Here is a 15,452-nt window from a genome sequence, read left to right on the forward strand (position 1 = left end):
CTGGCGGTGTCCCCGACCTCGTGGCCGAATACACGCTAGCGCTGGACGGCTCCGTGGCGCCGGGCGGCCAGCTCGGTGGCGGCCGTGCGGGCCGCGGAGGCCTCGTCCGCGGTCAGGGTCCGGTCCGGGGCACGGAAGCGCAGCGAGAAGGCCAGTGACTGGTGGCCGTCCTCCACGCCCTGCCCGGAGTAGACGTCGAAGAGCCTGATGTCCTCGAGCAGCTCCCCCGCTCCCTCACGCAGGGTCTCCAGGACGTCTCCCGCCACCACGTCGTCCGCGACCACGAGGGCCACGTCCTGGCTGGTCAGCGGGAAGGTGGATATCGGCCGGGCCACCACCACGTCCTCCGCTGCGGCGATCAGGGCGTCCAGGTCGAGCTCCATGGCCACGGTGCGGGCGGGCAGGTCCGCGTCCTCGAGCCAAGACGGCAACAGTTCCCCGGCCACGCCGATGACGGTTCCGTCGGCATCGGTGGCACCATCCGAACCCGCAGGACCGGCCAACCGCAGCTCGGCCGTGCGTCCCGGGTGGAAGGCCTGATGGGATCCCTGGGCGACCCGCAGGTCCACGCCGAGGATCGCTGCGGCGTCCAGGGCGGCACCGAGGGCGTCCTGCCAGTCGTACGTACCGGGTTGGTGGCCGGCACCGGGTGCGGAGTCGTGCCCCGTGAGGACGGCGGCCAGGTGCCGCGGCTGGTCAGGGATGCCGGCCTCCAGGTCCGCCAGCACCTCGTCCGCGGGGCGGGCGCCCAGTGGCGGGATCGTGGCCGAGCCCAACTGCTCACCAGGCAGGAAGACCAGCCCGGACTCGTAGAGGGCCAGGTCCCGGAAACCGCGGGAGTGGTTGCGGCGGGCGATGTCCAGCAGCCCGGGCAGCAGGGAGGTGCGCAGGTACCCGAACTCGGCGGAGATCGGATTGGCCAGGTGCACCATCCTCTGCGCTGCGCCCTCGTCCGCGGTGGCGGAGCCGAAGAAGCGGTTCTGCGCCTCGGACACGAAGGGGTAGGCCAGCACCTCGGTCAGACCGGCGTCGGCCAGTCCCTGGACCACCCGGCGCCGGGCCGCCTGTTCCCGGGTCAGCCCGCGCCCCGGAGGGGCCACCGGGAGGGTGGACGGGATCTGGTCGTACCCGATCAGGCGGGCGATCTCCTCAACCAGGTCGTCCCGGATCTCCAGGTCGTGGCGCCAGGTGGGGGCGGTGACGGTGAAGACCGTCCCCGCCGGGCCGGCGTCGGGATGTCCTGCACACGGTGCCGTGCCGCGCTCGACCGTGGCACCCAGATCCCGCAGGGTGGTCTCGATCTGGTCCTCGGTGTACTCGATGCCCATGCGGGCCCCCGGGTAGGAGGCCGGCAGCTCGATGACGCTCGGCTCCGGACGGGTGCCCACCTCGGTGATCCCCGCGTCAGCGGTGCCGCCGGCCAGCTCGACGAGCAGCTGGACGGCGCGCTCGGCCGCCTCGTCCGCGATCTCCCAGTCCACGCCGCGCTCGTTGCGCTTGGAGGCCTCGGAGGGCAGGCGATGCCGGCGGCGGGTCCGCCCCATGGACACGGGGTCGAAGTGGGCGGACTCGATGACGATCGTGGTGGTGGACTCGGACACCTCGGTCTCGCCGCCGCCCATGACGCCGGCCAGGCCGATCGGTCCACGGTCGTCGGTGATGAGCAGGTCCTCGGCGGAGAGTGTCCGTGACTTGCCGTCCAGGGTGGTCAGCGTCTCTCCCTCGGCGGCACGGCGGACCACGATTGGGCCCTGCAGCTTCGCCGCGTCATAGAAGTGCAGTGGCTGCCCGAGTTCCCACATGACGTAGTTGGAGATGTCCACGGCCAGGGAGATGGACCGCATGCCGGCCAGGCGCAGGCGCTGGGCCATCCATGGCGGGGTAGGACGGTTCGGGTCGATGCCGGTGACGGTGCGGGTCACGAAGCGGTCGCAGCCGGGGACGCCGTAGATGGGGCGCTCGTCCTCCAGGCGCACGGGGTGGCCCTGGCCGTTCGGCTCGGGGGCCGTGACCAGGGAGGCCGGATCGGTGAAGGGCAGCCCGGTGGCGTGCGCGTACTCGCGGCCCACGCCGCGGATGGAGAAGGCATAGCTGCGGTCCGCGGTCACGTTGATCTCGGCGGCCTCGTCCCGCAGGTGCAGGAGGTCGTACACGTCCGTGCCGGGCTCAGGGTCGTTGCCGTTCTCGGGCGAGAAGCCGAGGGAGGACAGCACGATGATGCCGTCGTGGTCCTCACCCAGGCCGAGCTCGCGCGCCGAGGCGATCATCCCGGCGGAGAGGTGGCCATAGGTCTGGCGCGGGGTGATGCGGAAGTCACCGGGGAGCACGGCGCCGGGCAGGGTGACGACGACCTTGTCCCCCACCTGGAAGTTGTGGGCGCCGCAGACGATGCCCTGCACTCCGGAGGGGTCGATGCCCTCGCCGGACAGGGTCTGCTCCTGGCCTTCGGGCACCACGCGGACCTGGCACCAGTTGATGGTCTTGCCGTTCTTCTGCGGCTCGGGGACCATCTCCAGGACCTCGCCGACCACGAGGGGGCCGGAGAGCTCGTCCAGGGGACGGTGGACGTCCTCCTCCTCGAAGCCGACCCTCACGAGGTCGGCCATGACGTCCTCGGCGGTCGCGTCCGCCGGGACCGGGACATATTCACGAAGCCATGACAGCGGGATGCGCACGGGTGATCAGATCTCCATTCCGAAGTGCTGGGAGAAGCGGACGTCGCCCTCGATCATGTCTCGCATGTCGAGGACCTCATTACGGAACATCAGGGTGCGTTCCACGCCCATGCCGAAGGCGAACCCGGAGTAGATCTCCGGGTCCAGCCCGGCGGCACGCAGCACGTTCGGGTGCACCATGCCGCAGCCGCCCCATTCGATCCACTGCGGACCGCCCTTGGCGCCGGGGTGCCAGATGTCCATCTCCGCGCTGGGCTCGGTGAAGGGGAAGAAGTTGGAGCGCAGCCGGATCGTGGCCTCGGGCCCGAACATCTGACGGGCGAAGTACTCCAGCGTGCCGCGCAGGTCCGCCATGGTCAGGCCCTTGTCCACGGCCAGACCCTCGAACTGGTGGAAGACCGGGGTGTGGGTGGCGTCCAGCTCATCGGTACGGAAGGTCCGGCCGGGCGAGAGCACGTACACGGGGACGCCACGCTCGAGCATGGCGCGCATCTGCACGGGCGAGGTCTGCGTCCGCAGCAGGAGGTGGGATTCGGCAGGGTCCACGAAGAAGGTGTCCTGCATCTCGCGGGCCGGGTGGTCCGGCTTGAAGTTCAGCGCATCGAAGTTGTACCACTCCGACTCGAGCTCGGGCCCCTCGGCGATCTCCCAGCCCATGCCGATGAAGATGTCCGAGACGCGCTCCTGCAGCACGGACAGCGGGTGCCGGGCACCCACGCGCCGGCGGCGCACAGCCGTGGTGACGTCCACGGTCTCCTCGACGAGCATGCGGGCGGCGTGCTCGGCCTCGAGGACTTCGGTGCGGGCCGCGAGCGCCCGTTCCATGGACTTGCGGGCCCCGCCCATGAGCTTGCCGGCCACGGCCTTCTGGTCCTTGGCCAGCTTGCCGATCCCCCGGTTCGCCAGCGTCAGCGGCGCCTTCTCTCCCGTGTGGGCCAGTCGGGCCGCCTTGAGCTCATCGAGGTCGGCGGCGGCGGCGAAGGCCTCCAGGGCCTGCTCGACGGCGGCATGCACCGCGGTCTCGTCGGCCGGGGAGATCTCCGGCCCGTTGGCGTCCGACTGGGGGGTTTCCGTCATGGTGGGCAACGACCTTCATGTCCTGAGGTTGCGAATGTAGAAAAACGTAGCTTTGCGGTTCTGACTTTGGGTGTGGCCACCCGCACCCGGCGGAAGGCCTTGGCCAGTCTAATGGCCGGAGAGCCGGCACGGCGTACCGACGACGTCTCGACCTGTCCGGGCAGAATGGGCCCATGCCCCTCCGCCTGCGGTTTCGCCAGCTGTGGAATGTCGCGAACCTGACCACGCCCCTGGGGCTGGTCCTGGCCTTAGCTGCGGGCTGCCGGGTCCAGCATGGCCCGGACGGCCTGATCCTTGCCTTCGGCTACCGGTGGGCCTTTCCCGACGGCGGCGCCTTCACCGTCGGCAACATGGTCCTGTTCCGGCCCCACACCGCTCCGACCGCCCGGCTGCTGGAGCACGAGTCCCGGCATGCCACCCAGTACGCGTGGTGCCTGGGGCTGCCGTTCCTGGTGCTGTACTTCACCGCGGCCGGCTGGTCCTTGCTGCGTACCGGGGATCCGGCCTCGCGGAATCCCTTCGAGCGCCAGGCCGGCCTGGTGACCGGCGGCTACCGCGAGCGCCCGGTCCGGTGGCCACGGCGGCGGTAGAGGGTTAGTCGGCCGGAGCTTGTCCGCCGTGTCCTGTGGGACTCAGAGCCAGGTTTCGGCCAGCAGTTCCAGGGAGCGGTCCCGCACGGCAGGATCAAAGGCATAGGTGACGGTAATGAGCTCATCGGCGCCGGTACGTTCCACGAATTCCTCCAGCTGGGCCTTCACCGTCGAGGGGGCGCCAACGGCCTTGATCCGCAGCATGGGGTTGCCCTCTCCGCCAGGACCGGAAAGGGTGTCCGGGTCCACGGGCGGCTGGAGCCTGCGGCGCTGCCCGCGCTGGATGTCGAGGAACATCTGCTCGATCACCGTGTGTTCCCGTGTTGCCTCCTGGTCGGTGGCGGCCACCATCACGTTGATGCCCGCCATCACGTAGGGCTCGTCGATCTGCGCGGTGGGTGCATCGGCCGTGAAGGAGTCCCGGTACACCTGGATGGCCTGATCGAGCTGGTCGGGGGCGAAATGCGAGGCCAGGGAGAACGGTAGGCCCAGCTGGCCGGCGATGGACGCTCCGTTGACGGTCGATCCAAGGACCCAGATGGGCACCTCGGTCCCAGCGGACACGGCGGACATGATGGGCACGCTGTGGGCGGTTCCGGTCTCGCTGAACCAGCCCTGCAGATCGTAGATGCTCTGGGCAAAGGCCTGCGGCTCGGCCGAGGATCGGCTCAAGGCCTGGGCGGTCATCATGTCCGTTCCCGGAGCACGCCCCAGACCCAGGTCGATCCGGTCCCCATGGATGTTGGCCAGGGTCCCATACTGTTCGGCCACCATCAGCGGGGCATGGTTGGGCAGCATGACTCCCCCGGAGCCCAGGCGAATCCGTTCAGTGACCGATGCGGCCTGGGAAATCAGCAGTGCGGTGGCACTCGACGCCAGATTGGGGGTGTTGTGGTGCTCCGCGAACCAGATCCGGTGAAAGCCCAGCTGATCAGCGATGCGGGCCGAATCCATCGAGGCGGCGATACCGTCCCGGGCAGTGGATCCCTCGGAGATGGAGACCAGATCAAGAATGCTCAGGGGCACAGACAATTGTCGTCGTTCCTCACGTTGGCAGAAGCAGGTGCGTACGTCAGGGACAACCACCGCTGACGGACTTTCTATTCCACGGAAGCCGCCTCTGACATGATCCGATCGGGTGAGACGGGTGAGTCCGAGCCGGCCGTGAAGAACAAGGCCTCGATACCCCAGCCCAGGGGCAGCACCCGGTCCAGGCTCCACCCGGAGCCGGCAGCCAGGGCGACGATGGCCTGCCCGCGGTGCGCGATTCCGGTGCCGGCCAGGGACAGCAGGGCGTGTTCGCGGGCGTGCGCATCCAGCCCGTCCGGGCGCGAGGCCTCCACCAGGACGAGTGACCGGGCAGTCTGGTGCGCCCGCCGCAGGAAATCGCCGGCTTCGGCCTCGGTGCGGTAGGCCAGGGCGAGGCCACCGACGAGCACGTCCGCCGGCACCGGAGGGCCGGTCACCGTCAGGGCACCGAACCGCACGGCGTCCTTGCCGGCCAGTTCGGCCCGCAGGACCTCCAGGCCCGCCCCATCCTCGTGGACGGTCAAGGCCGGGTGGGCGTCGCGCCGGACCAGGGCGCGGACGACGGCGGCCGCTCCCGGACCGCTGATGCCGGCGGTCTCCACGGTGTCCCAGACCGGGTCCTCCACCGCGACGTCGAGCAGGTAGTCCAGGATGTCACCCTCCGCCACGAGCTCGGCGTAGCTATCCCGGCCGGCCAGGGCGCCGGCCCACAGGCTGGCTCCGTGCCGCCGAGACCACGCCGACGCCCCGGTGCCCGGATCGCGCAGCGCCGGGACGAGCTGATCGAGGGCCAGGGCCAGTTCTGACTCCAGCCCGGTCAGGTCGCCCTGCAGGTGATCGTCCACCAGGAGTTCCTCGCCCAGCGGACCCAGGTCGAGGGCGGAGCCGTCCCCCGTCAGGATGCCACTGTCCACCAGGACTGCCGTCAGCGGCCCCAGGGGCTCCTCGGGGACGCCGAGGAGCCCGGCGAGCCTGCCCCGCGAGGCGCCGGGATGGTCCGCGACGGCCTCGATCAGGCCCAGTTGCAGGGCGGCCCGGGCAGCGAACCAGGCCACCGGCGGTTCCAGCGACTGCGCCGCGGGCGCGCCCTGGCCGGACTCCGTGTCCTTCGGGGCCGGTGCCGAGCTTTCCGCGGGAGGCGGCCCGGCCGGCGTCGTCTGCGGGGTGTCAGCATGCCAGTATCCGGTGATGTTCAGATGGGACTTGGGCATGCCCAGGTCCCGTTGGAGGTACCGGCGCAGGGGGATCAGGGCGCGGCTTTCGGCGGCGGCCCAGACGTAGCCGCTCCCCTGGCCCGCACCGGGCGGAAGGTCGAGGCCGCGGACAGCGGGGGCGAGCAGGCCGGCGGCGGCAGCCGCATCCTCGGACCCCACCCATTCGAGCCGGTCCTCCGGGCCGAGATTCAGCTCCTGCCGTGCCTCGTCGGCGGCGACGGCGACCACGATGTAGGCGGGAATCCGCACGGGCCGTTCGTCCAGGAAGCGGCCGATGGCGGGCAGCGCCGTCTCGTCTCCGGCGAGCACGATCCAGTCGAGGCCCTGAGGAAGGACGGTGGAGGACTTCGGTCCCACGAACCAGAGGTCATCGCCCGGTTGCGCGTCACGCGCCCAGCTGGCGGCGGGACCGTGGCCGTGCAGCACGAAGTCGAGGTCCACCTCCCGCCTGACGAGATCCACGCGGCGGGGCGTGTAGTCCCGGCCCTGGCGCGTGGCCGACGCGCCCCACTCGATGCCGCCGGGCACCTGCTCGGGCAGGGCGGAGGCGATGTCCCCATCCGAGGCGAAGATCAGCTTGACGTGGTCGTCGAAGGTGGGCGACGCGAAGCCCGGACGGTCCAGGCCGCCGACCGTGAAGGCGCCGAGCTGGTCACCGGTCAGCGTGACCCGCCGCATCCGCGGGGTGACCTCGGAGGTCCGCAGAACCTGCACCCGGCGGACGGTGAGCGGATGGGAGATGAACTCGTGCTGGGCCATCTCAGCCGTACAGCTCCTCGATCTGGTCCAGCAACGCCAGGGCCTCGTCATAGTCACCGCGGATCGACCAGTACGGCAATTCCTGGGCCTGGTTGTCCTGGAACGCCGGCAGGGCGGCGTAGACCGGGTTCTCGCGGAGGTCCTCCACCGAGGTGGTCTCGGCATTGAAGCCGGCGATGAACAGGGTCTCCTGGGTCATGACCTGGCCGACCTTCTCCGTGGAGAGCTCGAACATGTCGCCGCCCGGGCCGTAGACCTCGAAGCCGCCGTCCGCGAAGACCGGGGCCACCTCGAAGCCAAGGTCGGCGAAGGTGGTGGGCAGGCCGACGTCCTCGACCAGGCCGTAGGGGGTGCCGTCGGCCGTCAGGGAGAGGAACGCGACCTCGCCTTCGGGCGGGGTGATGGCCTCGCGCACCTCCGTCTCTCGCTCCTCGTAGGCCTGGACGTGCTCCTCGTAGAGGTCACCCTTGCCGAAGGCCCCGGCAAGGAAGGAGAACTGGTCCTGCCAGGAGGTCAGCTCACGGCCCACGAGCAGGGTCGGGGCGATCGCCGAGAGGTCCTCATAGGCCTCCTCGGCCTGGAACAGCGGGAAGCCGATGCCGCCGCCGATGATCAGGTCCGGTTCGAGGGTGAGGATCGCCTCCAGGTCGAAGCCGTCGGCGCTCCAGGGCAGGTAGACGGTGCCGTCGTCCTCCGCCTCTTCGGCCCAGAACTCCGAGTGCTCGCCCTCGGCCTCCGTGTCCTCCGGGATGGTCGCGGTCACGGGGATGTCCAGGTCGTAGAGGTATCCGGCCAGGGCGTAGTTCAGCACCACCACCGTCTGGGGATCCTGCGGGACCTCCACGGTGCCGTAGTCGGTCTCCACGGAGACCGGACCGGCGGCCTGCGCGGTGCTGGAGCTGACCCCGGCCGGGGAGCCCGAGGCGTCTCCGGCCTCGCCAGCGCCCCCGCATCCCGCCAGGGACAGGGCAGCCAGGACGGCAACAGCAGTGCGGGTGTAGCGGACGGTGGTTTTCATCGGACCTCTTCGGGGATTGGTACAGTAGCCGCACGCAATCCTAAGGCAAGCCTTACCTAATACAGAGGGGTTTGTGTGACGATTCGGACGCGGTGCTCGCCCCAACAGACATCTGCCCGGCCACGGCCGGAGCGAGGTGATTCGCTGGGCAGGTTGCCGCGGCCTCACGCCGCCCGCCCACCGCACCGTCTTACCTGGAGGTCCGTCCCCATGACGTCATGGGAATCCGTAGTGCCGGAACACGCCATCCGGTTCGTGGGCCATCCCACCCACGAACATCCGGAACCACATCTGGTCTTCGTGGTCACGGGCCAGGCCCTGCTCGTGGCCGACGGCCGCGACCTGCTGCTGCACCGCCACGAGGCGGCCTGGCTGGCGCCCGGCGTCCCCCACGCCGTGGAGACCCGCTCCGGCGGCATGGTTCTGGGCCCGCTGCTGGAACCCGGGTGCTCCCCGCCCGAGCGGATCCGCGCGCTCGGAGTCGTCCCGGATCTGGTGGAGCTCCTGACCACCGTCCTCGTGGCGGCTCCTTCGTCAGCGGACCATGTGGCGCCGTTCCGTTCCGCGATCGGTGCCCTGCTGCGGGCGCAGGCACTCGACTACTTCCCCCTGGTCCACCCGCGCCACCCGGTGGCGGCGGCGGTGGCCCGGGAGGCCGCCGCCACCCAGCGGACCCTGGACCAGCTGGCCGCGCAGCACCGCATCAGCCAGCGGCAATTGTTACGGATCTTCGTGGAGGAGACCGGACTGCCCTTCCATCAGTGGCGGGTGCGCGCTCGGCTCAACCCGGCCGTGGCCCACCTGCTGATCGGTGGTGGCATCCCGGCCGCGGCCATGATCGCCGGCTTTGGGACCCGCACCGGGTTCCTCCGGGCCCTGGCCCGGGAGACCGGGGTCCCGATGGCCGAGCTCACGGCCTGTCCTGACGTGGCCCTGCGTGCCGGGGCCGTCCCCGTGGCCTCGTGACCGTTCGCCGCACGGCGGGCCTCGTGCTGGCCGCGGCCCTGTTGGCCGCGTGCGCGCTGGCCAGCCTCGCGGTCGGGGCGGCGATGCTGCCCCCGGACGTGGTCTGGACGGCCCTGACCGCCAACGACGGCTCCGCCTCCCACGTCACGGTGTCTGAGGCGAGGGTCGGCCGCACCCTGCTCGGCATCACCGTCGGCGCAGCCCTCGGCGTCTCCGGTGCGCTCATCCAGGCCCTGACCCGGAATCCCCTGGCCGATCCCGGCATCCTTGGCGTCAACGCCGGCGCCGGATTCGCCGTGGCCCTGGCGGTCGCCTTCTTCGGGGTCACTCGCATCAGCGAGTACCTGCCCTTCGCCTTCCTGGGGGCGATCGCGGCCACGGTGGCGGTCTACCTCGTGGCCGGCGGCCTGCGCGGAACCCCGACGCCGGTCCGCATCACCCTGGTGGGCGTCGCTCTGGGTGCAGTCCTGATGGGGGTCTCCCGCACCCTGGCCCTGCTCAACGCCGAGACCTTCGACCGGATGCGGTTCTGGAGTGCCGGCACCATCGCGGACCGCCCGCCGGGAACGCTGGAGGCCATCCTGCCGTTCATCCTCGTGGGTCTGGTGCTCGCCGCACTCTGCGCCACACCGCTGAACGCGGTGGCCCTGGGTGACGACCTGGCCCGCACCGTGGGGGCGCGCCTCGGATGGGCCCGGGCCGGCGTCGTGCTCTCGGTGACCCTGCTGTGCGGTGCCGCCACGGCAGCCAGCGGCGTCATCGCCTTCGTGGGGCTGATGGTGCCACACGCGGTCCGCTGGATCACCGGCCCCGACTGGCGGTGGATCCTCGCCTATTCGGCCCTCCTGGCTCCGGCTCTGGTCCTCGCCTCCGACGTGGTGGGGCGCCTGGTGCTCATGCCCGCCGAACTCCAGGTCAGCATCGTCACCGCCCTGCTGGGCGCCCCGATGCTGATCCTGCTGGTCCGCCGCACCCGGGCGACGGCGCTGTGAGAGGACTGCAGGCCCGGGCCGGGACACCGAAGGGCACCCTGACGATCCGCCGCGGCCGGTTCAGCGCACGCACCTCGGTCCGGTCCGTGACCACCATCGCAGTCATCTCCGCCGGGGTCGTGGCACTCATGGTCTGGGCCACCACCCTGGGCAGCTACGCGATCAGCCCCGCCGAACTGTGGGGTCTGGTCGAGGGGACAGCGCCGCAGCGAGTCCACACCGTGGTGGTCGAATGGCGGCTGCCGCGCATCGTCGCCGCCGTGGTCTTCGGCATCGCACTGGGGATCAGCGGTGCCGTCTTCCAGTCGCTCACCCGGAACCCGCTGGGCAGCCCGGACATCATCGGATTCGCCTCCGGGGCGTACACCGGCGTGGTCGTCACCCTGCTGCTGGGCGCCACTGGCTACGCGGCCAGGGGCGCCGGGGCCCTGATCGGCGGACTGCTCACCGCGCTCGCCGTCTATCTGCTGGCCTTCCGCCGGGGCATCCAGGGATTCCGCCTGATCATCATCGGCATCGCCCTGAGTGCCTTCCTCGACGGCATCAACACGTGGTTCACGGCCAAGGTGGACGTGGACCTGGCCCTCCATGCCGCTGTCTGGGGTGCTGGCAGCCTCGGAGCGGTGAACTGGACCTCCGTGGGCATCGGGTCCGCGGTACTGGCCGTCCTCCTCGTGGCGGCCCCGGAGGCCCAACGCCGGATGCGGCGGCTCGAGCTCGGTGACGACGCGGCGGCCGCCCTGGGTGTGCCCGTGGAACCCACCAAGCTGGCCCTGATCCTGATCGGGGTGGCCGCCACGGCTCTGGTGACCGCCGCGGCGGGACCCATCGCCTTCATCGCCCTCGCCGCACCGCAGATCGCCCGCCGCCTCACCGGCCAGGGCGCCTCCGTGGACCTCGCCGGCTCAGCCGCTGTGGGCGCTGCCCTGCTGCTCGGGGCGGACCTCATCGCCTTGCACGCCGTCCCCGGGGTCCCGCTGCCCACGGGGGCCGTGACCATCTGCATCGGTGGCGGGTACCTGGTCTGGCTGCTCGTGCGCGAGAGCCGCCGTGAAAGGAGTACAGCATGAGCCGGTTGTCCGCCGAGGGACTCACCGCCGGGTACGACGACAGGACGGTCCTGTCCGGGCTCGACCTGCAGATCCCGGACGGGGAACTCACGGTCATCGTCGGCCCCAACGCCTGCGGCAAGTCCACGCTCCTGCGGTCGATGGCCCGATTGCTGCAGCCCGCCTCGGGACGCATCGTGCTGGACGGCCAGGACATCCGGCGGTGGCCCACCAAGGAGGTGGCCCGCCGGGTGGGACTGCTGCCCCAGTCGTCGGTGGCACCCGAGGGGATCACCGTGGCGGACCTGGTGGCCCGGGGCCGCTATCCGCACCAGTCCCTGCTGTCCGGCTGGTCCACCGAGGACGAGCGGGCCGTCAATGAGGCGATGACGGCCACCGACATCACCTCGTTGGCCGCACGGCACGTGGACGAGCTCTCCGGCGGCCAGCGCCAGCGCGTCTGGATCGCCATGGTCCTGGCGCAGCAGACCCCGCTGATCCTGCTGGATGAACCGACCACCTTCCTCGACATCGCCCACCAGCTCGAGGTGCTGGACCTGGTCGCGGCCCTGCGCTCCGAGGGCCGCACCGTGGTGGCGGTGCTGCACGAGATCAACATGGCCGCCCGCTACGCCACGCATCTGATCGCCATGCGCTCCGGGGCGGTGGTGGCCCAGGGGCCACCGGCGGACATCCTGACGGAGGGACTGGTGCACGAGGTCTTCGGGGTGCGGGCCCGCATCATCCCCGATCCGGACACCGGACACCCGGTCGTCCTGCCCCGCTCCCCCACCCCCGGAGCGCCCTGACGGTGCCGGGGGACGGGTCAGGGGCCTCGGCCGGTCTCCGCACGCGCTCGCTAGGATCAGGGGTGGCCCCCACCGGCCCACACACCCTTCCAACCGAGGAGTCAACTCGCGCCGCCCTCCTGTCACCAGCCCGATCCTGCCGTGGATCATCGTCGGCATCGTCATCCTCGCCCTCAACCTCCGAGCGCCGATCATCGCTCCCACCGCGATCCTCGGGCAGATCCAGGGCGATACCGGACTGAACGCCGTCGGAGCCGGACTGCTGACCGGACTGCCGATCCTGCTCTTCGCCCTGGCGACCCCCTTGGCCACCCGGACCATCGGCCGGTGGGGTTCCGAGGCCACGGTGTTCGCCTGCCTGGCGGGGGTGCTGGCCGGCACCCTGCTGCGCTCGGCTGGGCCAGCGTGGATGGTCCTGGCCGGCACCGTGGTGATCGGCCTGTCGCTGACCCTGGGGAACATCGTGGTGCCGGTCATCATCCGCCGGGAGGTCCCCTGGGACCGGGTCTCCCTGGCGACGGGACTGTATTCGGCCGGCATGAACGTGGGTTCCATGGCCACCCTGCTCGGCACCGGCCCCCTGGCTGCCGCCGTCGGCTGGCGCTGGGCCCTCGCGCTCTGGGGCGTGCTCGCCGTCGTCGGGATGACCTATTGGCTGGCCCTGGTCCGGCGGCGCCTGCGGGAGGCCCCCGGCGGGCAGTCGAACTCCTCCGAGAGTGGCCCGGTGTCCGGACAGAAGGCGCCGACAGCCCGGAGCGCCGGTGGCCGGCCGGTGCCGCAGTTCCGCCGTGTCATGTGGCTGCTGGTCATCGCCTTCAGCGGCCAGTCGGCCGGCTACTTCACCACCACCACCTGGCTGCCCACGATCCTGGCTGACTCCCAGGGTCTGGACACGGCGGGGTCCGGTGCCACGGCGTCCCTGTTCCAGGTCGCCGCCATCGTGGGCGCCCTCGGTGTTCCGCTCCTGGCGGCCCGGACGAGGCCCTGGGTCCCCATGGCCGTGGTCGCCGTCCTGTGGCTGTCCCTGCCGCTCGGCCTGCTGCTGGCACCCGACGCGTACACGCTCTGGTCTCTCACCGGCGGAGTGGCGCAGGGCGGCGGTTTCACGGCCATCTTCTCGATCATCGCCCGGATGGCCGGCAACGATTCCGAGGCCGCCTCCGGCTCAGCCTTCGTCCAGACGGGCGGCTACCTGGCCGCCACGATCGCCCCGCCGTTCGCCGGCTGGCTGCACACCACCACCGAGGGCTGGACGGCACCGGTCCTGCTGGTCCTCGCCGCCACCCTCGCCTTCACCATCGCCGGGCTGCTGGCCGCCCGGGCCTCGGTGCAGCGGCCCTCCGCCGAGGCCGGCTAGTACAGCGAGCCATCGGGCTCGTCGAGGTCCGACGCCGGCCGGGCCGCTTCCAGCGCGGCGATCACGAGCGCCTCGGCCAGCTGGGTCCCCGGCAGGGTCGGCCACGGTTCCGGACGAGCCCTGTCATCGGCGTGCTCGCTCACCCCTGCTGTTCTGCGCGGCGCGTTCTCGTCCCACGGCACGTGGATGAACCCGGCGGTTCGCACGGAACTGGTTTCGGCCCGGGCCATCAGCGCGTAGAAGAGGTGGTTGCAGACGAAGCTGCCCGCGCTCAGGGACAGCTCGGCCGGGATCGCGGCCTCGCGCAGCGCGGCGAAGATGCGCTTGACCGGCAGGGTGGAGAAATAGGCGGCGGGGCCGGCCTCGTCCACGGCCTGTCCTGCCGGCTGGGCCCCGGCGTTGTCCGGGATGCGGGCATCCTGGAGGTTGACGGCCACGCGCTCCACGGCCACCCGCGTCCGGCCGCCGGCTAGGCCGCAGGCGATGACGGTCCCGGGGCGGTGCTCGGCCAGTGCCCGTTCCAGGGCCTCGGTGGATCCGGCGAAGGAACAGGGCAGCCTCACGGCGACCGCATCGAAGCCGCGGTCCCGGAGTCGACGGGCCGCCTCCTGCGCCGCGGGCCAGGAGGGATTGTGTCCATCCCCTGCGAAGGGCTCGAAGCCGGTGAGCAGAAGGGGTGACAGGAGGGGTGAGAGGCCAGGGGCGTGGTGGGCTGTGATGGCGGGGCCGGTACCGGTCATGGCTTCAGCGTAGCGCCCCCTTGCACCACCGTTAGTACATGTGTTCTAATCAAGTCATGCGATGGGAAGCGCAGACTCTGCAGGCCGGGGACGGGATCGAGCAGGGCGACGGCGGCACTCCAGCCGCACCGGCCGCCCTGCTCCCGCTCTCCGGCCTGCAGCGTTCCATCACCACGCCGGAGTTCGCGGACACCACCTTCCACGAGGTCGTGGCCAAGTCGGCCCTGAACAAGGTCCCGGACTCCTCCCCCATGCCCTTCCGCTGGACCGTCAATCCCTACCGGGGCTGCACCCATGCGTGCCGGTACTGCTACGCGCGCAACACCCACGAGTATCTGGACTTCAACGCGGGCACCGATTTCGATCAGCAGATCGTCGTCAAGGTGAACACCCCCGAGATCCTCCGGCGGGAGTTGGCACGCCCCAGCTGGAACCGCGAGCTGGTGGCCCTGGGCACCAACACGGACCCCTATCAGCGGGCGGAGGGCCGGTACCGCCTCATGCCCGGCATCATCACGGCCCTGGCGGATGCGGGCACCCCCTTCTCCATCCTGACCAAGGGCACCCTCCTGGGACGGGACCTGGACCTGCTGGCCTCGGCTTCGCGCCAGGTGCCGGTGCAGGTCTCCGTCTCCCTGGCCATGCTGGACGCGGGCCTCGCCCACCGGGTCGAACCGGGCACCCCCACACCGGCGGCACGGCTCAAGCTCATCGAGAAGCTGTCCTCGGCCGGTGCCCAGGTCACGGTCATGGCCATGCCCCTGCTGCCATGGCTCACGGATTCCGACCGCCAGTTGGAGGACCTCATGACCGCGTTGGCCGGCGCCGGCGCCCAGTCCGTGCTGGCCGGGGCCCTGCACCTGCGGCCCGGGGCGCGGCAGTGGTATCTGCAGTGGATCGAGGAGGACCACCCGGACCTACTGGACGGATACCGTCAGCTCTACGGCCGCAGCTCCTACGCCCCCGCCTCCTACCGCAAGGCCCTCGGCCGGCGGGCCTCCGCCGCAGCCCGGCGTCACGGCCTGAACCACGAGGGAGCCCACCGCATCACCCGGCCGGACGGGGACGGACCGAGCCCGGCGGCCCATCGCCCCGGCGCGGATGACCACCGGGCCGCGGCCGGGACCACGGTCCCTGCCCAGCCGGTTCCCGCCCCTCAGCTGGCCCTGTTCTAGAG

Annotated in this window: 13 protein-coding genes; 7 read left to right on the forward strand and 6 right to left on the reverse strand. The window is 71.1% G+C overall.

Features of this window, described 5'->3' with window-relative positions; genetic code table 11:
* Positions 1-35 precede the first annotated feature (35 nt).
* Together pheT and pheS are read right to left on the reverse strand one after the other, a co-directional pair.
* On the reverse strand, positions 36-2,675 hold the full coding sequence (gene pheT / locus IEX49_RS07515) for a phenylalanine--tRNA ligase subunit beta (protein ID WP_188805569.1): 2,640 nt from the start codon (positions 2,673-2,675) through the stop codon (positions 36-38).
* A 6-nt stretch (positions 2,676-2,681) separates the two neighbouring features.
* Positions 2,682-3,752: a phenylalanine--tRNA ligase subunit alpha gene (gene pheS, locus IEX49_RS07520; protein ID WP_188805570.1), complete on the reverse strand. Its 1,071-nt coding sequence runs from the start codon at positions 3,750-3,752 to the stop codon at positions 2,682-2,684.
* 173 nt (positions 3,753-3,925) lie between these two features.
* Between pheS and IEX49_RS07525 the strand changes: the two genes are divergently transcribed.
* Positions 3,926-4,342 carry a hypothetical protein gene (locus IEX49_RS07525; protein ID WP_188805571.1) on the forward strand — a complete coding sequence of 139 codons (417 nt, stop codon included), beginning with the start codon at positions 3,926-3,928 and terminating at the stop codon, positions 4,340-4,342.
* A gap of 42 nt (positions 4,343-4,384) precedes the next feature.
* Here IEX49_RS07525 and IEX49_RS07530 read toward each other — a convergent pair whose 3' ends face one another.
* The 3 genes from IEX49_RS07530 to IEX49_RS07540 form a co-directional block, all read right to left on the reverse strand.
* On the reverse strand, positions 4,385-5,374 hold the full coding sequence (locus IEX49_RS07530; RefSeq protein ID WP_188805572.1) for an LLM class flavin-dependent oxidoreductase: 990 nt from the start codon (positions 5,372-5,374) through the stop codon (positions 4,385-4,387).
* A gap of 68 nt (positions 5,375-5,442) precedes the next feature.
* Entirely contained in the window at positions 5,443-7,344 is a 1,902-nt protein-coding gene (locus IEX49_RS07535; protein WP_188805573.1) for a siderophore-interacting protein, read from the reverse strand.
* Position 7,345: 1 nt separating this feature from the next.
* Positions 7,346-8,362, reverse strand: coding sequence for an ABC transporter substrate-binding protein (locus IEX49_RS07540; RefSeq protein ID WP_188805574.1), 1,017 nt, complete (start codon positions 8,360-8,362; stop codon positions 7,346-7,348).
* A gap of 210 nt (positions 8,363-8,572) precedes the next feature.
* Between IEX49_RS07540 and IEX49_RS07545 the strand changes: the two genes are divergently transcribed.
* The 5 genes from IEX49_RS07545 to IEX49_RS07560 all read left to right on the forward strand — a co-directional run bounded on the left by IEX49_RS07545 (position 8,573) and on the right by IEX49_RS07560 (position 13,535).
* Positions 8,573-9,328, forward strand: coding sequence for a helix-turn-helix domain-containing protein (locus IEX49_RS07545; protein ID WP_188805575.1), 756 nt, complete (start codon positions 8,573-8,575; stop codon positions 9,326-9,328).
* Entirely contained in the window at positions 9,325-10,320 is a 996-nt protein-coding gene (locus IEX49_RS16805; RefSeq protein ID WP_229672389.1) for an iron chelate uptake ABC transporter family permease subunit, read from the forward strand. The genes IEX49_RS07545 and IEX49_RS16805 overlap by 4 nt, the downstream gene beginning before the upstream one ends.
* Positions 10,317-11,390: a FecCD family ABC transporter permease gene (locus IEX49_RS07550; protein WP_229672391.1), complete on the forward strand. Its 1,074-nt coding sequence runs from the start codon at positions 10,317-10,319 to the stop codon at positions 11,388-11,390. Before IEX49_RS16805 ends, IEX49_RS07550 begins: the two co-directional genes overlap by 4 nt.
* The gene (locus IEX49_RS07555) at positions 11,387-12,178 is read left to right on the forward strand and encodes an ABC transporter ATP-binding protein (RefSeq protein WP_188805577.1); all 792 of its coding nucleotides are present in this window, start codon (positions 11,387-11,389) and stop codon (positions 12,176-12,178) included. The genes IEX49_RS07550 and IEX49_RS07555 overlap by 4 nt, the downstream gene beginning before the upstream one ends.
* Positions 12,179-12,371: 193 nt before the next feature.
* Entirely contained in the window at positions 12,372-13,535 is a 1,164-nt protein-coding gene (locus IEX49_RS07560; RefSeq protein ID WP_308421928.1) for an MFS transporter, read from the forward strand.
* On the opposite strand, the gene pcp is transcribed toward IEX49_RS07560, so the two are convergent.
* Positions 13,532-14,275: a pyroglutamyl-peptidase I gene (pcp, locus tag IEX49_RS07565; protein ID WP_188805578.1), complete on the reverse strand. Its 744-nt coding sequence runs from the start codon at positions 14,273-14,275 to the stop codon at positions 13,532-13,534. The two genes, IEX49_RS07560 and pcp, sit on opposite strands and share 4 nt — an antisense overlap.
* A 56-nt stretch (positions 14,276-14,331) precedes the next feature.
* Here pcp and IEX49_RS07570 point away from each other — a divergent pair, with 56 nt between their 5' ends.
* The gene (locus tag IEX49_RS07570; RefSeq protein ID WP_188805579.1) at positions 14,332-15,450 is read left to right on the forward strand and encodes an Rv2578c family radical SAM protein; all 1,119 of its coding nucleotides are present in this window, start codon (positions 14,332-14,334) and stop codon (positions 15,448-15,450) included.
* Positions 15,451-15,452: the final 2 nt, after the last annotated feature.

This window comes from Citricoccus zhacaiensis (assembly GCF_014645315.1).
Taxonomy (GTDB): domain Bacteria; phylum Actinomycetota; class Actinomycetes; order Actinomycetales; family Micrococcaceae; genus Citricoccus; species Citricoccus zhacaiensis.

Bases quoted from the DNA above. Each gene is read 5' to 3' on its own strand.
- pheS (WP_188805570.1), bottom strand. From the start codon at position 3,752: ATGACGGAAACCCCCCAGTCGGACGCCAACGGGCCGGAGATCTCCCCG.
- IEX49_RS07525 (WP_188805571.1), top strand. From the start codon at position 3,926: ATGCCCCTCCGCCTGCGGTTTCGCCAGCTGTGGAATGTCGCGAACCTG.
- IEX49_RS07535 (WP_188805573.1), bottom strand. From the start codon at position 7,344: ATGGCCCAGCACGAGTTCATCTCCCATCCGCTCACCGTCCGCCGGGTG.
- IEX49_RS07540 (WP_188805574.1), bottom strand. From the start codon at position 8,362: ATGAAAACCACCGTCCGCTACACCCGCACTGCTGTTGCCGTCCTGGCT.
- IEX49_RS07545 (WP_188805575.1), top strand. From the start codon at position 8,573: ATGACGTCATGGGAATCCGTAGTGCCGGAACACGCCATCCGGTTCGTG.
- IEX49_RS07555 (WP_188805577.1), top strand. From the start codon at position 11,387: ATGAGCCGGTTGTCCGCCGAGGGACTCACCGCCGGGTACGACGACAGG.
- pcp (WP_188805578.1), bottom strand. From the start codon at position 14,275: ATGACCGGTACCGGCCCCGCCATCACAGCCCACCACGCCCCTGGCCTC.
- IEX49_RS07570 (WP_188805579.1), top strand. From the start codon at position 14,332: ATGCGATGGGAAGCGCAGACTCTGCAGGCCGGGGACGGGATCGAGCAG.